The following is a 17,050-nucleotide window of genomic DNA, read 5'->3' on the forward strand; positions in this document are numbered from 1 at the left end:
CCGGCGACCGCGGCGTCACGCGACCCGCTCCCATCGTCCCGGAGGCCGTTCCCGGTTCAGCCGCGGCCGCGGCCCCCTGCCAGCCGGTCCAGGACCGCCTGCGCCATCGCCGCCTCGCCCTGGGCGTTGGGGTGGGCGGGGGCGGCGGGCGCGGCCGGCTGCAGCGGCTCGATCCAGCGGTCCGCGGGCGCCTTGCACATGTCGTGGCCCGCGGTGGGGCCGTAGGTGTCCGTGTACTCCGCCCGGTTGACGCCCGCCACCAGGCGCAGCATCAGGTTCAGCCGCTTCTCGGTGTCACGGAGGTAGGGGAAGTCCCGCCGCGCGAACGGCACCTGCGGGAAGCAGCCGCTGCCGTCGTCGGGCAGCAGGTCCGGGTAGCCGACGACGACCACCCGCGCGTGCGGCGCCCGGGCCCGCACGGCCCGCAGCACCCGGTCCACCTTGGGCGCGGTCCGCAGGACGGCGAGGGCCAGCTCGTCGTGCCCGGACGCGGTGTAGGAGCGTTCGCAGGGGTTGCCCGTGGGGTCCTGGGCGCCGAGCCGGGCGCAGGTGGCGATGATGGTGCCGAACCCGACGTCGTTGCCGCCGATCTGGACCGTGACCAGGTCCGTGCCCCGGTCGAGCGCGTCGAGCTGGGGCGGGTTGTCGCCCTGCGCCTGCCACATCTGCGCGGTGGTGGCTCCGCCGCAGCTGACGTCCGTGAACGAGGTCACCTGCCGCCGGGCCGCCAGGAGCGAGGGGTAGTTGTGGTCGGAGCGGGCGCAGCCGGCGTCGACCTGACGCGGGATGCCGGGGCCCGAGGTGTAGGAGTCGCCGAGGGCCACGTAGGCGACCTCGCGCCCGTGTCCGCCGGGGTGCGCGGCGACCGGGGCCGCGGAGGCGGCGACGAGGGCGCATCCGCCCAGCGCCGCTCCCACCGCGGCGGCCCGCCGCCGGCCTCTCGCCCCGCTCGCCGGGCGCGTCTCGTTCGTCATGGATCCTCCCCCTGCGGCCGGTACACCGCGCGCGGGGGGCACCGGCAGCCGGCCCCCGCGCGTTCGACTGGGCCTGTATACCGTCCGGTTGGTCTCCTGGACCAGAAGCGGGAGGGGATCAATTCAGGGGAAGGGGCCGCTCGGCGGTACCGGGACGGAACCCGCGGGCACCGGCCCGCCGTCCGGGACGACCCCGGCCGGCGGGCCGGCCGCCTTCACACCCCGGCCGCCGGTTCCGCCGGTGCCGCGGCCTGGAGCAGCGAGTCGTCCTCCGGGCGGGCCCCGGAGAGGCGGTGGCGGGCGGCGATCAGGGCCATGTCGACGTCCTTGGTGCCGGTGGCCACGCACAGCGTGTAGGAGATGTCCGCCAGCCGCTGCCTCGCCTGCGGGCTCTCCTCGGCCCCGAGCAGCGTGAGGGCCTCGTACTGGCCGATGAGGTCCTTCAGTACCGCGGGGTGTGCCATCAGCATGTGTTCCGCCTCCCAGGTGTGTCGCCGATGTGCGAAGTCGCAGCGCGAATACCCGCGTGCGCGTCCCGCATGCCACAGCAACACCACCCGTGCTGGCAGGCCCGCGTCACTCCCGTGGCCGCGGGGGCCCGGGCGCCCGGTGCGCGGCCGTGAAGACCGGCACGTCATCCGGTCGGGTGCTCTCGGGCCGTGACCCGCCCGGCGAGACGGTGCGGCCGTGCTCCCTGGCTGATCATGCCCTCGTGAGTCTGCAACCTTCGAGCGCCGCACGCCGCCGGGGCGTTCCGGCCGTGCTCGGCACCCTCGGCGCCCTGTCCCTGCTGTCCGCCCTGCCCGCCGCCGCGTATCCGGCGCACCCGGCCGCCGGGCCCGCCGCGTCACCGGCCCGGCAGGTCACGGCCGCGGAGGCGCGCACCGACGCGTACCTGCGGTCCGCCCGCAACCGGCCCGCGGACCTGCGGGCGTTCTTCCGGCAGCTGCCCAAGGGAGGGGACCTGCACAACCACCTGTCCGGCGCCGTGTCCACGGAGTACCTGATCGAACTGGCCGCCGAGGACGGACTGTGCGTCGACACCGCGACGCTGACCGCCCAGGCCCCGCCCTGCCGCACCGGCACCCGCCCCGCCGGCGACGCGCGCACCGACCCGGCCCTCCACGCCGCGCTCGTGCGTGCCTGGTCGATGGAGGACTTTCCGGCCGACCGCAACGGCCACGACCACTTCTTCGACACCTTCGGCAAGTTCGGCGAGGTCACCTGGCGGCACCGGGGCAAGCTGCTCGCCGAGGTCGCCGAGGGCGTCGTGCGCGGCAACCAGTTCTACCTGGAGACCATGGTCACCCCTGCCTCGGACGGCGCGAAGAGCCTCGCCGCCGAGGTCGGCTGGAACGACGACCTCGCCGCCCTGCACCGCGAACTGCTCGCGGGCGGCAGGCTGGACCGGCTCGTCGCCCAGGCGCGCGAGGAAGCCGACGCCGGCGACGCCGAGTTCCGGGCCGCCGAGCAATGCGGCACGTCCCGGGCCAGGCCGACCTGCGGGCTCGTCGTCCGCTGGATCAGCCAGGCCTCCCGCGGCAGTGCGCCGGAGCGGGTCTTCACCCAGCTCGCTCTCGGCATGCGGCTGGCCGAGGCCGACCCGCGGTTCGTCGCCGTCAACCTGGTCCAGCCGGAGGACTGGGACAGCTCCCTGCGCGACTACGGGCTGCAGATGCGCATGGTCGGCTATCTGCGCACCCAGTACCCGCAGGCCCACGTCACCCTGCACGCCGGCGAGCTGTGGCCCGGGCTGGTCAAGCCGGAGCACCTCGGGTTCCACATCAGGCAGGCCGTGGACGTCGCCCGGACCGAGCGCGTCGGACACGGCGTCGACCTCGTCCACGAGGACGACTGGCAGGGCACCGCGCGCACCATGGCCGCCCGCCGGGTGGCCGTGGAGGTCCCCTTCTCCAGCAACGCCCAGATCCTGGGCGTCAGGGGCGCCGACCACCCCTTCAGCACATACCGCCGCTACGGCGTGCCGGTCGTCCTCGCCACCGACGACCCCGGTGTCTCCCGCATCGACATCAGCCACGAGTACCAGTACGCCGCCGGTACCTACGGCCTCGGCTACCCCGAGCTGAAGGACCTGGCGCGCGCCTCGCTGGAGTACGGCTTCCTGCCCGGCGCGAGCCTGTGGCAGGGCGATCCCACCGTGCGCGGCTACCAGCGGGTCCCGGCCTGCCGAGGAGAGCGCCCCGGTCTGCCGGTACGCGGCGCGGCCTGCCGGCACCTCCTCAACGGCAGCGCGAAGGCACGGCTGGAATGGCGTCAGGAGGCCGCCTTCGCCGCCTTCGAGCGCACCCACGCCGCCGCGGCGCACTGACCCCGGCCGGGTGACGACGGGGCGGGCCCGGCCGGCCCTCGCCCCGTCGTCACCCGCGGCCACCCCGAACGCGCCGCGGCCGGCGGGCGAGCGAGCTGTGGAAGGCTGAGGGCCGTCCGCATCCGCGCAACGGGAGGCAACCGCAGGCATGGCCGTCATCCATCACACCACCGTGAAGCCGACCAAGCTGGAACTGCTCACCGGCTGGCTGCCCACCCGCCCCTGGTACCGCGGCGGCCCGGGCGGCCCGGTGCTGGAGAGGTCGGGCGGCTTCCGGCTGGACGACCCCGAGGGCGAGGTCGGCATCGAGTTCGTGGTGGCCACCGACACGGCGGGCCCCGGGCGGACCGCCTACCTGGTACCGCTGACCTACCGGGGGGCGCCGCTCCAGCGGGCCGAACACGCCCTCGTGGGCACGATGGAGCACGGGGTGCTGGGCAGGCGCTGGGCCTACGACGGCTGCCACGACCCGGTCCTGGTCGCCGAGGCGCTGTCGCTGATCGGGGGTACGGCACAGGCGATGGCCCAGAGCGTCAGCGACACCCCCGACCACGAAGTGACCCGCTCATACTCCGGCGCCCCCTTCGTGCCGGACGGCTTCGCGCCCGACCCGGCCGACGACGCCGAGGGCACACACGTGCGCACGCCACACGGCACGACGCTGCACGTCCACCGCGTGCTCACACCGCTGGACGGCAACCCCCCGGCGGCGCCCCGGGGTGCCCTCGGCCACGTCGCCACCGGCTGGCCGGGCCCGGACGGCACCCGCCTGCGCGCGGTGTTCATGACGCTGCGCACCGACTGACCCGCGCGGCCCACCACGATCCGACCGGGATCCGACCGCGTTCACAGCGGCCCTCTGCGTCACCCTGGCCGTGCTCCCGTCCGGCGGCGGCGCGGACCGGTGGCCACGCCAGGCGGCGCGAACCACCGGCCGCGCGCCGCCTCGACGTCCGCCCCGGCCGGGCGGGCCACCCGTACGGACCAGGAACGGGCGGAAAAGGCTCCGCCCGGCGGTACCCGGAGTGCGGCGCCGCCCGACCCCGAGTCAGATGGATGGCGTGCGACGCTTCATAGACCTTCACCGCAGCCGCTCACGCCCGGCCGTCACGGCCGCCCTGACCGGCCTCCTCCTCTTCGTGTCCGCCCCGGCGGCCCTGTCCGAGCCCGTACCGGGCGCCTCCTCCACACCCGCGCGGGGCAACGCCTACATGGGCATGGGCGTACTCGCCCATGACGGCGCCGGCGTCGGCGCCCCGCCCACCGACGACCGCGCGACCCAGACCGAAGGCGTGGACGTCTCCAGCCACCAGGGAGACGTCGACTGGCCGAAGTTGTGGGACGGCAGCGTCAGGTGGGCGTACACCAAGGCGACGGAGGGGACGTACTACACCAACCCCTACTTCGCCCAGCAGTACAACGGCTCCTACAACACCGGCATGGTGCGCGGCGCGTACCACTTCGCGACGCCGGACACGACCGGCGGCGCCGCCCAGGCGGACTACTTCGTCGACCACGGCGGGGGCTGGTCCAAGGACGGCAAGACGCTGCCCGGCGCCCTCGACATCGAGTGGAACCCCTACGGTGACGACTGCTACGGCAAGTCCACGAGCGGGATGGTCGGCTGGATCCGCGACTTCCTCGACCGCTACAAGTCCCGCACCGGCCGCGACGCGGTCATCTACACGGCCACCAGCTGGTGGACCCAGTGCACCGGCAACTACGGCGGTTTCGCCGCGAAGAACCCGCTGTGGATCGCCCGTTACGCGGCGACGGCGGGCACCCTGCCCTCGGGCTGGTCGTATTACACGATGTGGCAGTACACCTCCACCGGCGCGACGGTCGGGGACCACGACCGGTTCAACGGCTCCCAGACCCAGCTGACCAAGCTCGCCACCGGCTGACGGCCCGTCCGCGGCCGGCCCGCCCGGGGCCGGCCGCGGACGGGCACCACGCACGACCGCGGGCGTAGGCTCGGCATGTGCCGCGTGTCGAAGTCGTCCAGCTCCTGGTCTCCCCGGTGCACCGGCTCGCGGGACGGCCGGGCGACGGCCTGCCCGAGCTGCCCGGCGGCGAACTGGTGACGACGGCCGAGGTCCGTGCGGGACTGGGCATCGTCGGGGACCGGTACTTCAACCACCCGGCGCACCGCAACGCGTCCCTCACCCTCATGGCGGCCGAACGGATACCGCGGCAGGGCCCCGGCGAGGCGGATCTGCTGCGCACCCGGCGCAACGTCCTGCTGCGCGGGATCGACATCGACACCTACGTCGGCGCGACCGTGTTCCTCGACTGCGGCACCGGGCCCGTCGAACTGGCGGTGCGCGGCGCGGCCCGTCCCTGCGCCTGGATGGACACCACGCTCGGGCCCGGCGCCCGGCGCGCACTGCGCGGCGGCGGGGGAGTGCGCTGCAGGCCGCTGAACGACGGCGTCCTCGCCGTGGGCCCGGCCGAGTTCGGGGTGCTGGAGCCGGGGCCGGCATGAGGCCACGGCACACGGCGGATGAGTACGGCTACTCAGGTGCCGCCCGGCACGGATCATGCAGGTTGAGGGCATGACAACGCCTTCACCGACGACCCGTCCGCACCACCCCCACTTCGTGTCGCGGCCCGCGCCCCGACGGCCGCGCCGGGCATGGGTGGCCGGGTTCGTCGCGCTGCTCGTCGTGGTGGCCGCGGCGGCGGCCGCCCGGTGGACCCGCGAGGAGGACGCGGACCCGCTGGCGGGCCGCCCCCGGGTCACCGACACCCGCGCCGGTCTCACCTACGGCGTCCCGGAGGGCTGGCGGCACGACCCGGTGAAGGACAAGGGGCTCATCGACGCGTTCACCTCGCAGATCACCAGCCGGACCCACGGCGCTTCCACCACGTCGGGCGGCACCGTGGTCGCGGGCCCCGCGGGCCGGCCCGTGCCCCGCGCCGACCTGCGCCGCACGACGGAGTCGGCCGCCCGCTCCAACGCCGGGTTCTTCTTCCCCGACCGGCCCGCCACCCTGGAGGAGTCGCGCGCCACCCTCGTGGACGGCCGGCCCGCGCACACGGCGGTCCTGCGGGTCCCGGGCGACGACGGCGGCGCCCGACTGGAGATGACCCTGGTGAACGTCGACGGCGGGCACACCTCCTTCCTGCTCGGCCTCGTCTCCGGCGAGCCGGACGCGGCGCTCACCGCGGACCTCCACGACGTCGTCGCCAGTACCGCAGTCGCCTGACCGTGCGCGGTCAGGTCCCCGGGGCGATCAGCCGGCCGGCCAGCCGGTTGGCCTGCGCGAGCAGCGCGCCGTAGGTGGCGACCTCGTCGGGGTCGTCCGTCGTGGAGCGGGCCAGTTCCCGGCGCAGGTCCCGCAGCGTGTCGCGCAGCTCCGCCACTGCCTCGCGCAGTTCGTCGTCGCACGCGTCGCCGAACCGGCTGTGACTGTAGAGCCGCAGCGCGCGGGCGGTCTGGCAGAGGAACCGCGCGTACCGGCGCGCGAGTTCCAGGTGCGGACGCGGAGCCGGGCGGTCCTCGGCCGCGGCCTCCAGCACCGTCCGGGTCACACCTGCGGTGTGCACGGCCGCGTAGTCCAGGACCACGACGGCGTCGTCGTACTCCTTGCCCGGCGGCGGCAGGGCGTCGCGCCGGCGCCGCGGGTTCGCGCGCAGGCTCTCCCGGCTCCACTCGACCGCCGAGTGCGCCTGCTCCACCAGCCGGTGCAGCCGCACGGCCCGGTCGTGCCAGGCCGCGGCCTCCTCGGCGTCCCAGCGTCCCTCGGCCAGCCCGTCCGCCACGTCCCGCAGGATGTCGTGGGCCTCCTCGGCCGCGTCCCGCAGCACGGCCCGGCTGTCGCGCAGATACAGCGGCGGCCGGACCAGCGCGTTGACGGCGATACCGACCACCGCTCCGAACAGCGCCTCGGCGAGCCGGGCCGTGGAGGTGGCGGCGCTGACGGGCCCGTTGGTCAGGACGAACAGCGCGCCGGTGGCCGCGTAGACGCCCTGGCTGCCCAGGCGTCCCCACCGGCCGAGCAGCACCGCGAGGGGCAGCACCACCGCCATCGCGACGACCGTGTCGTGCAGCAGCATCCCGACCGCGGTGGCGACGACCGTGCCCGCCGCGATGGCCGCCAGCTGCTGCAGGCCGTGCGCGATCGACCGGTACACGGTCGACTCCACCAGCACCACCGCCACCCAGGGCGCGACGAACGCCACCGGGGCGTGCAGCCACCAGCCCGCCACCGCCCAGGCGATCCACGCGGCCATCGCCGCCTTCACCGCCTGGACGGCCAGATCGCGTTCCCGGCCCGGCTCCGCCCAGGCCCGGCGCAGTCCGCGCGCCGCGGCCGTCAGATCGCTCCACACCTTCTGCCATGTCACTCGTATCCCACGCACGCCGATCCGGGTGCCACCCAGGCCGGCACCCATGCCGCCCGGCGCCCACCCGCGGCCGGCCGCCTCAGGCCGGTGAACGCCTGGTCCGCGCAGTCACGCCGGCGCCGCGACGCCCGGCACGCGCTCCCGCCGCACCGGCCGAAAGCCCGGGCGATCCCGGCGCGGGGGCGCGGCTGCGCCGTCACGGAGGCACCGCGCGCAGCGCGCACAGCACCGACCAGACGACCGAGACGAGGGGGACGGCCACCACCGCGCCGATCACCCCCGCGACGATGCTGCCCGCGATGACCGACACCGCGACGACGAGCGGGTGCAGCCGTACCGCCCAGCTCAGCACCAGCGGGTGCAGCACGTGACCTTCCAGCTGGCCGATCACGACGATGAGCACCAGCACGGCCAGGGCCGTGAGCGGTCCGCGCCCGGCGAGCGCCACGATCGTGGCCACGCCGAGCGCGACCGGCGATCCCACCAGCGGCACGAACGCGGCGAAGAACTCCAGCAGGGTCAGCGGCAGCGCGAGTGGCACCCGCAGCACCAGCAGGGCGACGCCGACCAGCACGGCGTTGGTGGCGGCCACGATGATGATGCCCCGCGTGTATCCGGCGAAGGTGCGCCAGGCCGCCCGGCCCGCCCTGTCCCACGGCTCGCGCGCACCGCTCGGCAGCAACTGGTCGCGCGCCCACGTCCACAGGCGCTCGCCGGAGTGGAGGAAGAACACCGAGGCGAACAGCGCGAGCACGACACCCGTCACCAGCTCGACCACCCGGCCGAACTCGCTGACCGCGCTGCTGAGCAGCGCCGACCGGTGCGCGGAGACATAGCGCGTCACCTGGTCCTGGAGAGCGTTGAGCCTGCCGGGACCGAGCCGGAACGGCGGCCTGCGCAGCCACTCCTCGATACGGTGCACACCGCCGCGGAAGTCGCCCAGCAACCGGTCCCACTCGCCCGCCACCGCGTTGCCCACCAGGGCGAGCAGGCCCATCATCAGCAGCACGCTGCCCACGAGCGCGACGGCGACGCACAGCGGCCGCGGCAGCAGCCGGGCGAGCCAGTCGGTGACCGGCCGCAGGACGGACGTGATGACGAGCGCCAGGAACAGGGCCACGGCGATGAGCTGGAAGCTGCCGAGGACGAAGAAGACGCCGTAGACGGCGATGCCGACGAGGATCAGCCGCCAGGCGTAGGCCGCGGCGACCCGCAGCCACGGCACCGTCGCCTCGGCCGGCGACGTCCGCGGCCCGGAGCCCGGCGGGGCCGCGAGCCGCACGGAGTGCGCGGGCCGGCTGCCCAGCACCGCACGCCCCGCCCGGCGTCCGCCTCCCGGTGCGGCCGCCCGCCGACGCGCATCGCCCACCACTGCTCCCGCCTGCTCTCCGTCCCGGTCGCTGACGGTCGGTCACATCGAGAGAACCGTAAGCGCACGGCGGGGCGGGGGCCAGCCGGGCGCGCCCGTGCGCGGGTCAAGGCCGCTCGCCCACCACGCCGGGTGGGCGGTTCCCTCCCGGGCCGGGAGACCCGGGCCGGGAGACCCGGGCCGGTCCGGCTCACTCGGTGGTCTCGGACGCCCGGCCCGCCGGCAGCAGCTCGCGGATGTCCGCAGGCAGCGCGCCGGCCATCCGCTCCAGCAGTTCCGGCGCGAGGGCGGCGTCGAGCACCTCCAGCACGGCCGCGGCCTCCCGCAGCGCGGTGTCCTCGTCGGTGCCCGCCCGGTCGGCGATGCGTCCGGCGAAGACGGTCAGCCCGAACCGCTCGCCCGCGGTGCCGGAGTCGGCCGGGGACGCGTCGGCGGCCTCCCGCATCGCCGACGCCATGCCGGGCGGCAGCTGCGCGGCCACATGCCGGGCCAGCCCGGACGGCAGCCGTTCCGACAGGGTGCTCACGACCGCGTGCGCGGCCCGCTCGGCGGAACCCCGGTCGGGCAGGTGGGCGAGCGCCTGCACCTTTCCGATCATCTCGTCGTGATGCATCAGGCCCGTCCCTTCGTCCGCGAATCCCCCGGACGCGTACCTCCGGCGTCCGGCCGGGCTCAGCTCTTCGCCGACTGCTGCGTCCACGTCCAGGCGTACTGCAGCCAGTCCGCGACGGTCACCGCACCGAACCCCGCGCAGACCAGCCGGGTGAGCCGGGGAGTCGCCGTGTAGGAGCAGACCAGCGCCCCGGCAACCCAGGCGGAGGTGCAGAACGGGCAGGACAGCAGGTCGCCCACCGCCCGCCGGACCCCGCTGCCGCGCGGCTCGTCCACGACCTCGCTCGCCTCGCCCTCCTCCGTGCGGCGCGTGAAGGGCGCCCGGAGGAAACTCGTGATCCTGTCCCTGGTCAGCAGGCGCGACGCCTTGTACGTCGCCGTGCCCAGCAGCGCCACGTCCCACGGCGGCACCTCCTGCGGCAGGCGCACGCCCCGGTACCGGGCCAGCGCCGCGAAGGCGCCGGCGCCCGCCAGGAACACGGAGGCGAGACCGGCGTAACCCGCCAGCGGGACCTCGCCGTGGTCGTCGTAGCGTGCGGCGTCCGACGTCATGTGACCTCCCAGTCTCCCCGGTACGGTGCCCTGCGACGCACCCGCAGCCGAGTTCCCCGGGGAGGGGCGGCGACACGTCGTCGGCGTGCGGCCGGTGGAGCCCGGACGGGGCGGCGACGTGGGCGATGCCACATATGACCTGGTTCGCACTCCCTCCCGGCGGGCCGGGCACCGGACTACCGTTGCGCCGAGCCCCTTCCCCTCGTACCTCGGACGGCCCGGCTGTGCTCACTGATCTGTCCCCCCTCATCGCCGCGACGGCGCGCTGGCTCACGGTCGCCTACCCGCCGTCCGGCGGTGCCCTGGCCTCCGCCCTGTGCGAGGCGCAGGCCCGGCAGGCCGTGACCGTCGCCGCGTGGCTGCGGTACCCGACGGACATCGACGCCGGCCTGGTCGCCATGGCGGGCCCGGGGGGCGCCTCCCGCCTGGACTGGGTCGCCGGAGCCGACCCGGCCGGCGACGAGCCCGCAGAGGAGTGGGCCTGGCGCAGCTGGGTCGACGAGGTAGTGGCGAGCTGGGCGGCCGGTCTGCTGGCCGACCCCGGCCTGGCCGCACGAGCCGTCGACGCGCTCGCCGAGGGGGAGCACGCCTGCGGCACTCCGGCCGAGTTCCGGCGGCTGCTCGACCCCGGCGACGGCGACCGGCGCGCCGCCGCCCTGCTGCGCCACCCCGACCTCCTCGCCTCCGTGGCCGCGCTCCACGGCGACCAGCTCCTCGACCGGCTCGGCCCGGGCCGCGCCCTCGCCGCCTGACGCCTCCCACGGGCGGGCGCGGGCGCCGGCGGGTACGCCTCTGCGGCCCCGGGGCGTACGCCTCGGCACCGGGGCACCGTACGCCTCCGCGTCGGGGCACCGTACGCTCCGCGGCTCCGGCGCGTACACCTGCGAGGCTGCGGCACCGTACGCCTCCGCGGGGAGGGCCGCCCGACGGGGGAGGCCACCGGATGCTCGCCCCGTCGGCCGACCGCGGACCCCGCACCGGCGGGTAGGCCTGGGCCATGACCTTCAAGAATCCCGTGCAACGCGGCGGGGCGCGCCGCGGCCGGTTCGAGCAGTTCGCCGAGTACGCCTCGAACTTCACCAGCTCCCCGGTGTTCTTCGGGTTCTGCCTGTTCCTCGTCGGCTTCTTCGTCGCGGCCCACGCCGCTCACCTGCGCCTGGAACTGCTGCTGCTCGCGGGCGAGGCCATGACCGCGGTCACGCTGCTGCTCCTCGCGCTGCTGAAGAACGCCGAGATGCGCGCCGAGCACGCCATCCAGCGCAAGCTCGACGCGATTGCCGGGGCCCTGCTGGAAGCGCACCCGGACAGGACCGGCCGGGCGTTCGAGGACCTGCGCAAGGCGATCCGGATGGAGGAAGAGACCTGAGCCGGGCGCGGGAAACGCCGTGGCGGTTCTTCACGGCACCCCCCGCAGGGACGAACATGCCGTGTCATGGACATTCTGCTCGTCGCCAGCGCGTTCAACAGCCTCTCCCAACGCCTGTACGCCGAACTGTCGGACCACGGACACCGCGTGGACGTCGTACTCGCCTCGCAGGGCCCCGGCCCGGTCCGGGCGGCCGTACGCGAACTGCGGCCCGAACTGATCGTCGCGCCCATGCTCAAGACGGCCCTGCCCGAGGACGTGTGGCGGGAGCACACCTGCCTGATCGTGCACCCGGGGCCACCCGGCGACCGCGGGCCGTCCTCGCTGGACTGGGCCGTCGCCGAGCAGGCGCCGCGCTGGGGCGTCACCGTGCTGCAGGCCGAGGCGGCGATGGACGCGGGCCCGGTCTGGGCGGCCGAGCCCTTCGCCGTGCCGCCGGCCGGCAAGAGCGACCTCTACCGCAACGAGGTCTCCGACGCCGCCGTGACCGCCGTCCACACGGCCGTACGACGCTACGCCGAGGGCTCCCACAAGCCCCTGCCGCAGACCCACGAGTCGGTCGACGTGGTCTGGCGCGACGCCTTCCGGCAGGAGCGGCGGCGCATCGACTGGGAACGCGACGACACCGCGACGGTCCTGCGCAAACTGCGTGGCGCCGACTCCCAGCCCGGCGTCCTGGACGAACTCCTCGGCCGGGAGGTGTTCCTGCACGGCGGGCACCCCGAGGACCGGCTGCGCGGCCGTCCCGGCGAACTCCTCGCACAGCGCGCGGGTGCCGTCTGCCGGGCCACCCGCGACGGCGCCGTCTGGATCCCGGAACTGCGCCCCCGCAGGAACTCCGGCGACCCCGCACCCTTCCGGCGCCCGGCCGCCTCCGTCCTCGCCGCCCTCGCGGGCGAGCACGCGCCACCCCTCCCGCAGGCCCCGGTCCCGTTCGAACTGCCCGCTGACCGGCGCACCTGGACCGACATCCGCTATCGGCAGCACGGCGGGACCGGCTTCCTGGAGTTCTCCTTCCCCGGCGGCGCGATGAGCACCGAGCAGTGCCGCCGGCTGCTCGCCGCCTACGAGTACGCGCTCACCCGCCCCACCCGCGTCCTCGTCCTGGGCGGCGCCCGCGACTTCTTCTCCAACGGCATCCACCTGAACGTCATCGAGGCGGCCCCCGACCCGGCCCAGGAGTCGTGGGACAACCTCAACGCCATGGACGACCTCGTCGAGGCGGTGCTGCGCACCACCGACCGGCTGGTGGTGGCCGCGCTCGCCGGGAACGCGGCGGCCGGCGGCGCCATGCTCGCCCTCGCCGCCGACCAGGTCTGGTGCCGCACCGGCGCCGTCCTCAACCCGCACTACCGGCGTATGGGCCTGTACGGCTCGGAGTTCTGGACCTACAGCCTGCCGCGCCGTGCCGGTGCTCAGACCGCCGAACGGCTGACCGCCGAGGCCCTGCCGGTCAGCGCCGCGACCGCCGAGCGGATCGGGCTCGTGGACCGGCTCGTAGCGGCCGCGCCGGGGGACTTCGCCGCCGAGGCCGGGCGGCTGGCGACCGGCCTCGCCGCCGTTCCCGACCTGGACCGGCGGATCGCCGCCAAGGCGGCCGCCCGAGCGGCGGACGAACGGCAACGCCCCCTCGCCGACCACCGGCAGGCCGAACTCGCCCGCATGCACGCCGTGTTCTTCGACCCCAAGGCCCCCTACCACGCCCTGCGCTCGGCCTTCGTCCGCAAGACACCGGCCGGCTCGCCCCGGCCCCTGGCCGCGCCCGCCGGAGACGTCCGTTGACCCCGCGTCTGCTGGTGGCCGGCGTCGGCAACATCTTCCTCGCCGACGACGCCTTCGGCCCCGAGGTGATCCGCGCCCTGGAAGACCGCCCCCTGCCGCCCGGGGTACGCGTACGCGACTACGGAATCCGCGGCATGGACCTCGCCTACGACCTGCTGGACGGCTACCCCACCGCCGTCCTGGTCGACGCCGCGCCGCGCGGCCTGCCGCCCGGCACCCTGTCGCTGATCGAGGCCGAGCTCCCCGACGGCACCGTCGTGCCCGAGGCCCACGGCATGGACCCGGCGAAAGTACTGGCCCTGGCCACGCACCTGGGCGACGAGCCCCTGCCCCGGGTGCTCGTCCTGGCCTGCGAACCCGCGGTGCTGCCCGGCGGCGACGACCTCCTGCCCGGCCTGAGCGCACCGGTGCGCGAAGCCGTCGGCCGGGCCGTGGACGCGCTGCACGCGCTCGCCCCGGCCCTGCTCGCCGATCCCGCCGGCCCCGTGCCCCCGTTGGGCCGCCCGGTGGAATCCGGACCCCCGTCCACGGCTGCGCTGCCCGGCACGGCGCCCGGCTGAGCCGAAGATCGGTGGGACCCCGGGCCGCACGGGATGCGGCCCGGGGGCCACCGCCGCACCCCGAGGAGCTGCGCCCATGTGCCGGTCCGACGTCAGACAGGCCGTCCTGGCGAAGAACGACGACCTGGCCGCGACCCTGCGCGGCGACCTCGCCCGCCGGGGCGTGGCCCTGGTCAACCTGCTGTCGAGCCCCGGCAGCGGCAAGACCGAGCTCCTCGGCCGCGTCCTGGCCCGCGCGGTGGAGCGCGGCGTGCCGGTGGCCGCGCTGACCGCGGACCTGGCCACCGAGAACGACGCCGTCCGGCTGGCCCGCTCCGGCGCCCCCGTCCAGCAACTGCTCACCGACGGGCTCTGCCACCTGGAGGCGCGGCAGGTCGGGACCCGGCTGGACGGCTGGCTGCCGCCGGACACCGCCGTGCTGTTCGTGGAGAACGTCGGCAACCTCGTCTGCCCGGCCGCCTACGACCTCGGGGAGACCCTGCGGATCGTGCTGATGGCGGTCACCGAGGGCGAGGACAAGCCGCTGAAGTACCCCACCGCCTTCGGCTCCGCCCACCTCGTCGTCCTCACCAAGACCGACCTGGCCGGGCCGGCCGGCTTCGACGAGGCCGCCTTCCGGGCGAACGTGGAGCGGGTCAACCCGGGCGTGGAGATCGTGCGCTCGTGCGCCCGCACCGGCGCCGGCGTCGGCATCCTCCTCGACCACGCCCTCGCCGCCCGCGACACCGCCCCGCCGCACCGCCCGCCCCTCGCCCCGCACCCGCACGGCCACCACCACCCCGCCTCAGCGCCCGTCGCATGACCGCCCCCGCCACCGGGCCGGTCCGCCGCCGGCTCACCGTGCGCGGCACCGTGCAGGGCGTCGGCTTCCGCCCGCACGTGCACCGCCTGGCGGCCGGACTCTCCCTGGCCGGGTTCGTCGGCAACACCGGCGACGGCGTGCACATCGAGGTGGAGGGCCCGGCGCCGGAGGTGGACCGCTTCTGCGAGCTGCTGGCGAAGCAGCCGCCGCCGCTGGCCACCGTGACCGGCGTCCTCGGCGAGGACCTGCCCGCCACGGGCGACACCGGGCCCTTCGCCATCCGCTCCACCGAGCGCGCCGCCGGACGCACCCAGCTGCCGCCCGACACCGCTACCTGCGCCGACTGCCTGCGCGAACTGTCCGACCCGGCCGACCGCCGCCACCGGCACCCGTTCATCACGTGCACCCACTGCGGGCCCCGCTTCACCATCGCCACCGGGATGCCGTATGACCGTGCGGTCACGACCATGGCCGGCTTCCCGATGTGCCCCGCCTGCGCCCGCGAGTACCGCGACCCGGCCGACCGCCGCTTCCACGCCCAGCCCGTCGCCTGCCCCGGCTGCGGTCCGCGCCTCGGCCTCGTCCCGGCCGACGGCACCGGGATCCGCCCCGCCCGGGACGCCGGCGCCCTCGCGGCCGCCCGGGAGCTGCTCGCCACCGGGCGGATCCTCGCCGTCAAGGGCGTCGGCGGCTACCACCTGGCCTGTGACGCCACCGACGCCCGCGCCGTCGCCGCCCTGCGCACCCGCAAGGAACGCGGCGGCAAGGCCTTCGCGGTGATGTGCGCGGACCTGCCCACCGCCGAGCGGATCGCGGTCCTCACCGACGCTGAACGGGCCGTCCTGACCGGCGCCCGCCGCCCCATCGTGCTGCTGCGCCGCCGTACTCCGCCGGACGGCCTGTGCCTCGCCGGCCAGGTGTGCCCGGGCAGTCCGCACGTCGGCGTGATGCTGCCCTACACCCCGGTCCACTCCCTGCTGTTCGGGCTGCCCGGCGATCCGCCCGGCCCGCGGGCCCTGGTCATGACCAGCGGCAACCGCTCCGGTGAGCCGATCGTCACCGACGACGCCGAGGCACTGACCCGGCTCGCCGGGATCGCCGACGCCTGGCTCGTCCACGACCGGCCGATCGCCTCGCCCTGCGACGACTCCCTGCTGCGGGTCCGCGCCGACGGCACCGAACAGGTGCTGCGCCGCTCCCGGGGTCACGTCCCCCGCCCGCTGCGGCTCCCGGTCCCCGTCCGGCCCACGCTCGCCGTCGGCGGCGACCTCAAGAACGCCCTCTGCCTCGGCGAGGGCGACCACGCGTGGTTCGGTCCGCACATCGGGGACATGGGGGAGCTGGCCACCCTCCGGGCCGCCGAGCGGGCCGAGCTGCACCTCGCCCGCCTGACCGGGGTCACCCCACGGCTGGTGGCCGCCGACCGGCACCCCGGCTACCACTCGGCGGCCATGGCCCGCACCCGCGCGGCCCGGCTGCCGTCGAGCACGCCGTTCCTGGTCCAGCACCACCACGCCCACATCGCCTCCGCGATGGCCGAACACGGCCTCGACGGCGGCACTCCGGTGATCGGCGTCGCCTTCGACGGCACCGGGTACGGCGACGACGGCACCGTCTGGGGCGGCGAGGTGCTCCTCGCCGACTACACCGGCTACCGCCGCTTCGGCCACCTGGCCCCCGCCCCGCTGCCCGGCGGGGACGCCGGCGTCGCCAACCCCTGCCGGCTGGCGCTGGCCCGGCTGTGGGCGGCGGGTCTGCCGTGGGAGCCGGAGCTGCCGAGCGTCGTCGCCTGCTCGCCCGCCGAACGCGCGGTACTGCGCCGCCAGCTCCAGCGGCAGGTGGCCTGCGTCCCGACGTCCAGCATGGGGCGCCTCTTCGACGCGGTGTCGTCCCTCGTGGGCGTCTGCCAGCGCGCGCGGTACGAGGCCCAGGCCGCGATGGAGCTGGAGACCGCGGCGCTGGCGGCGTGGGACGGCGACACGGTCGCCTACCCCTTCGGACTCGGCGGTGCGGGCACCGTCGTCATCAGTCCCACGCCGATGCTCAGGGCACTGCTGGACGACCTGCGCCGCGGCACACCCGCCGCCGTGCTCGCCGCCCGCTTCCACCGCGGCGTCGCACACGCGGTGGCCGGGGTCTGCCGGCGGGCCCGCGCCGCCACCGGCCTCGCGACCGTCGCCCTCACGGGCGGCGTCTTCGCCAACGGCCTGCTGGAGGAGTCCTGCGCCGGCCTGCTCGCCGGGGACGGCTTCACGGTGCTGCGGCACGGCGAGGTACCCCCGAACGACGGCGGGCTGGCACTCGGCCAGCTGATGGTCGCGGGAACAGCAACCAATCACGAGACGGAGTGACCC

General features: G+C 75.7%; 17 protein-coding genes. 11 read left to right on the plus strand and 6 right to left on the minus strand.

The window, feature by feature from the left end; all coding sequences use genetic code 11:
• Positions 1–56: 56 nt before the first annotated feature.
• Both IE177_RS31370 and IE177_RS31375 read right to left on the minus strand, forming a co-directional pair.
• Positions 57–974, minus strand: a complete 918-nt coding sequence (locus IE177_RS31370) for an SGNH/GDSL hydrolase family protein (RefSeq protein ID WP_190018848.1) — start codon at positions 972–974, stop codon at positions 57–59.
• A gap of 215 nt (positions 975–1,189) precedes the next feature.
• Entirely contained in the window at positions 1,190–1,444 is a 255-nt protein-coding gene (locus IE177_RS31375) for a DUF5133 domain-containing protein (protein ID WP_190018849.1), read from the minus strand.
• Between the two features lie 242 nt (positions 1,445–1,686).
• On the opposite strand from IE177_RS31375, the gene IE177_RS31380 reads away from it, so the two are divergent.
• From IE177_RS31380 to IE177_RS31400, 5 genes are all read left to right on the plus strand, one after another.
• Complete coding sequence (locus tag IE177_RS31380) at positions 1,687–3,303, plus strand: adenosine deaminase family protein (protein WP_190018850.1); 1,617 nt, start codon at positions 1,687–1,689, stop codon at positions 3,301–3,303.
• Positions 3,304–3,451: 148 nt separating this feature from the next.
• Complete coding sequence (locus tag IE177_RS31385; RefSeq protein ID WP_190018851.1) at positions 3,452–4,108, plus strand: maltokinase N-terminal cap-like domain-containing protein; 657 nt, start codon at positions 3,452–3,454, stop codon at positions 4,106–4,108.
• Positions 4,109–4,376: 268 nt separating this feature from the next.
• A complete protein-coding gene (locus IE177_RS31390; protein ID WP_373305212.1) occupies positions 4,377–5,207 on the plus strand; it encodes a lysozyme in 831 nt (276 codons plus the stop codon).
• A gap of 77 nt (positions 5,208–5,284) precedes the next feature.
• Positions 5,285–5,788, plus strand: a complete 504-nt coding sequence (locus IE177_RS31395; RefSeq protein WP_190018853.1) for a molybdenum cofactor biosysynthesis protein — start codon at positions 5,285–5,287, stop codon at positions 5,786–5,788.
• A gap of 70 nt (positions 5,789–5,858) precedes the next feature.
• Entirely contained in the window at positions 5,859–6,512 is a 654-nt protein-coding gene (locus IE177_RS31400) for a hypothetical protein (RefSeq protein WP_190018854.1), read from the plus strand.
• Between the two features lie 10 nt (positions 6,513–6,522).
• On the opposite strand, the gene IE177_RS31405 is transcribed toward IE177_RS31400, so the two are convergent.
• The 4 genes from IE177_RS31405 to IE177_RS31420 all read right to left on the minus strand — a co-directional run bounded on the left by IE177_RS31405 (position 6,523) and on the right by IE177_RS31420 (position 10,186).
• Positions 6,523–7,653 (minus strand): FUSC family protein, encoded by a 1,131-nt coding sequence (locus tag IE177_RS31405; RefSeq protein WP_229816348.1) that lies wholly within the window; start codon positions 7,651–7,653, stop codon positions 6,523–6,525.
• A gap of 196 nt (positions 7,654–7,849) precedes the next feature.
• Entirely contained in the window at positions 7,850–9,022 is a 1,173-nt protein-coding gene (locus tag IE177_RS31410) for an AI-2E family transporter (RefSeq protein ID WP_373305211.1), read from the minus strand.
• Between the two features lie 190 nt (positions 9,023–9,212).
• Positions 9,213–9,635 carry a DUF2267 domain-containing protein gene (locus tag IE177_RS31415; RefSeq protein WP_190018857.1) on the minus strand — a complete coding sequence of 141 codons (423 nt, stop codon included), beginning with the start codon at positions 9,633–9,635 and terminating at the stop codon, positions 9,213–9,215.
• Between the two features lie 59 nt (positions 9,636–9,694).
• A complete protein-coding gene (locus IE177_RS31420) occupies positions 9,695–10,186 on the minus strand; it encodes a DUF1360 domain-containing protein (RefSeq protein ID WP_190018858.1) in 492 nt (163 codons plus the stop codon).
• 224 nt (positions 10,187–10,410) lie between these two features.
• Between IE177_RS31420 and IE177_RS31425 the strand changes: the two genes are divergently transcribed.
• The 6 genes from IE177_RS31425 to hypF all read left to right on the plus strand — a co-directional run bounded on the left by IE177_RS31425 (position 10,411) and on the right by hypF (position 17,047).
• Positions 10,411–10,938, plus strand: coding sequence for a hypothetical protein (locus IE177_RS31425; protein WP_190018859.1), 528 nt, complete (start codon positions 10,411–10,413; stop codon positions 10,936–10,938).
• A 245-nt stretch (positions 10,939–11,183) separates the two neighbouring features.
• Entirely contained in the window at positions 11,184–11,552 is a 369-nt protein-coding gene (locus IE177_RS31430) for a hypothetical protein (protein ID WP_190018860.1), read from the plus strand.
• A gap of 66 nt (positions 11,553–11,618) precedes the next feature.
• Complete coding sequence (locus IE177_RS31435) at positions 11,619–13,334, plus strand: hydrogenase maturation protein (protein ID WP_190018861.1); 1,716 nt, start codon at positions 11,619–11,621, stop codon at positions 13,332–13,334.
• On the plus strand, positions 13,331–13,894 hold the full coding sequence (locus tag IE177_RS31440; protein WP_190018862.1) for a hydrogenase maturation protease: 564 nt from the start codon (positions 13,331–13,333) through the stop codon (positions 13,892–13,894). The genes IE177_RS31435 and IE177_RS31440 overlap by 4 nt, the downstream gene beginning before the upstream one ends.
• A gap of 76 nt (positions 13,895–13,970) precedes the next feature.
• A complete protein-coding gene (gene hypB, locus IE177_RS31445) occupies positions 13,971–14,696 on the plus strand; it encodes a hydrogenase nickel incorporation protein HypB (protein WP_190018863.1) in 726 nt (241 codons plus the stop codon).
• Entirely contained in the window at positions 14,693–17,047 is a 2,355-nt protein-coding gene (gene hypF, locus IE177_RS31450; protein WP_190018864.1) for a carbamoyltransferase HypF, read from the plus strand. The genes hypB and hypF overlap by 4 nt, the downstream gene beginning before the upstream one ends.
• Positions 17,048–17,050 lie beyond the last annotated feature (3 nt).

The organism is Streptomyces lucensis JCM 4490 (genome assembly GCF_014650035.1).
GTDB classification, from domain to species: Bacteria; Actinomycetota; Actinomycetes; order Streptomycetales; family Streptomycetaceae; genus Streptomyces; species Streptomyces lucensis.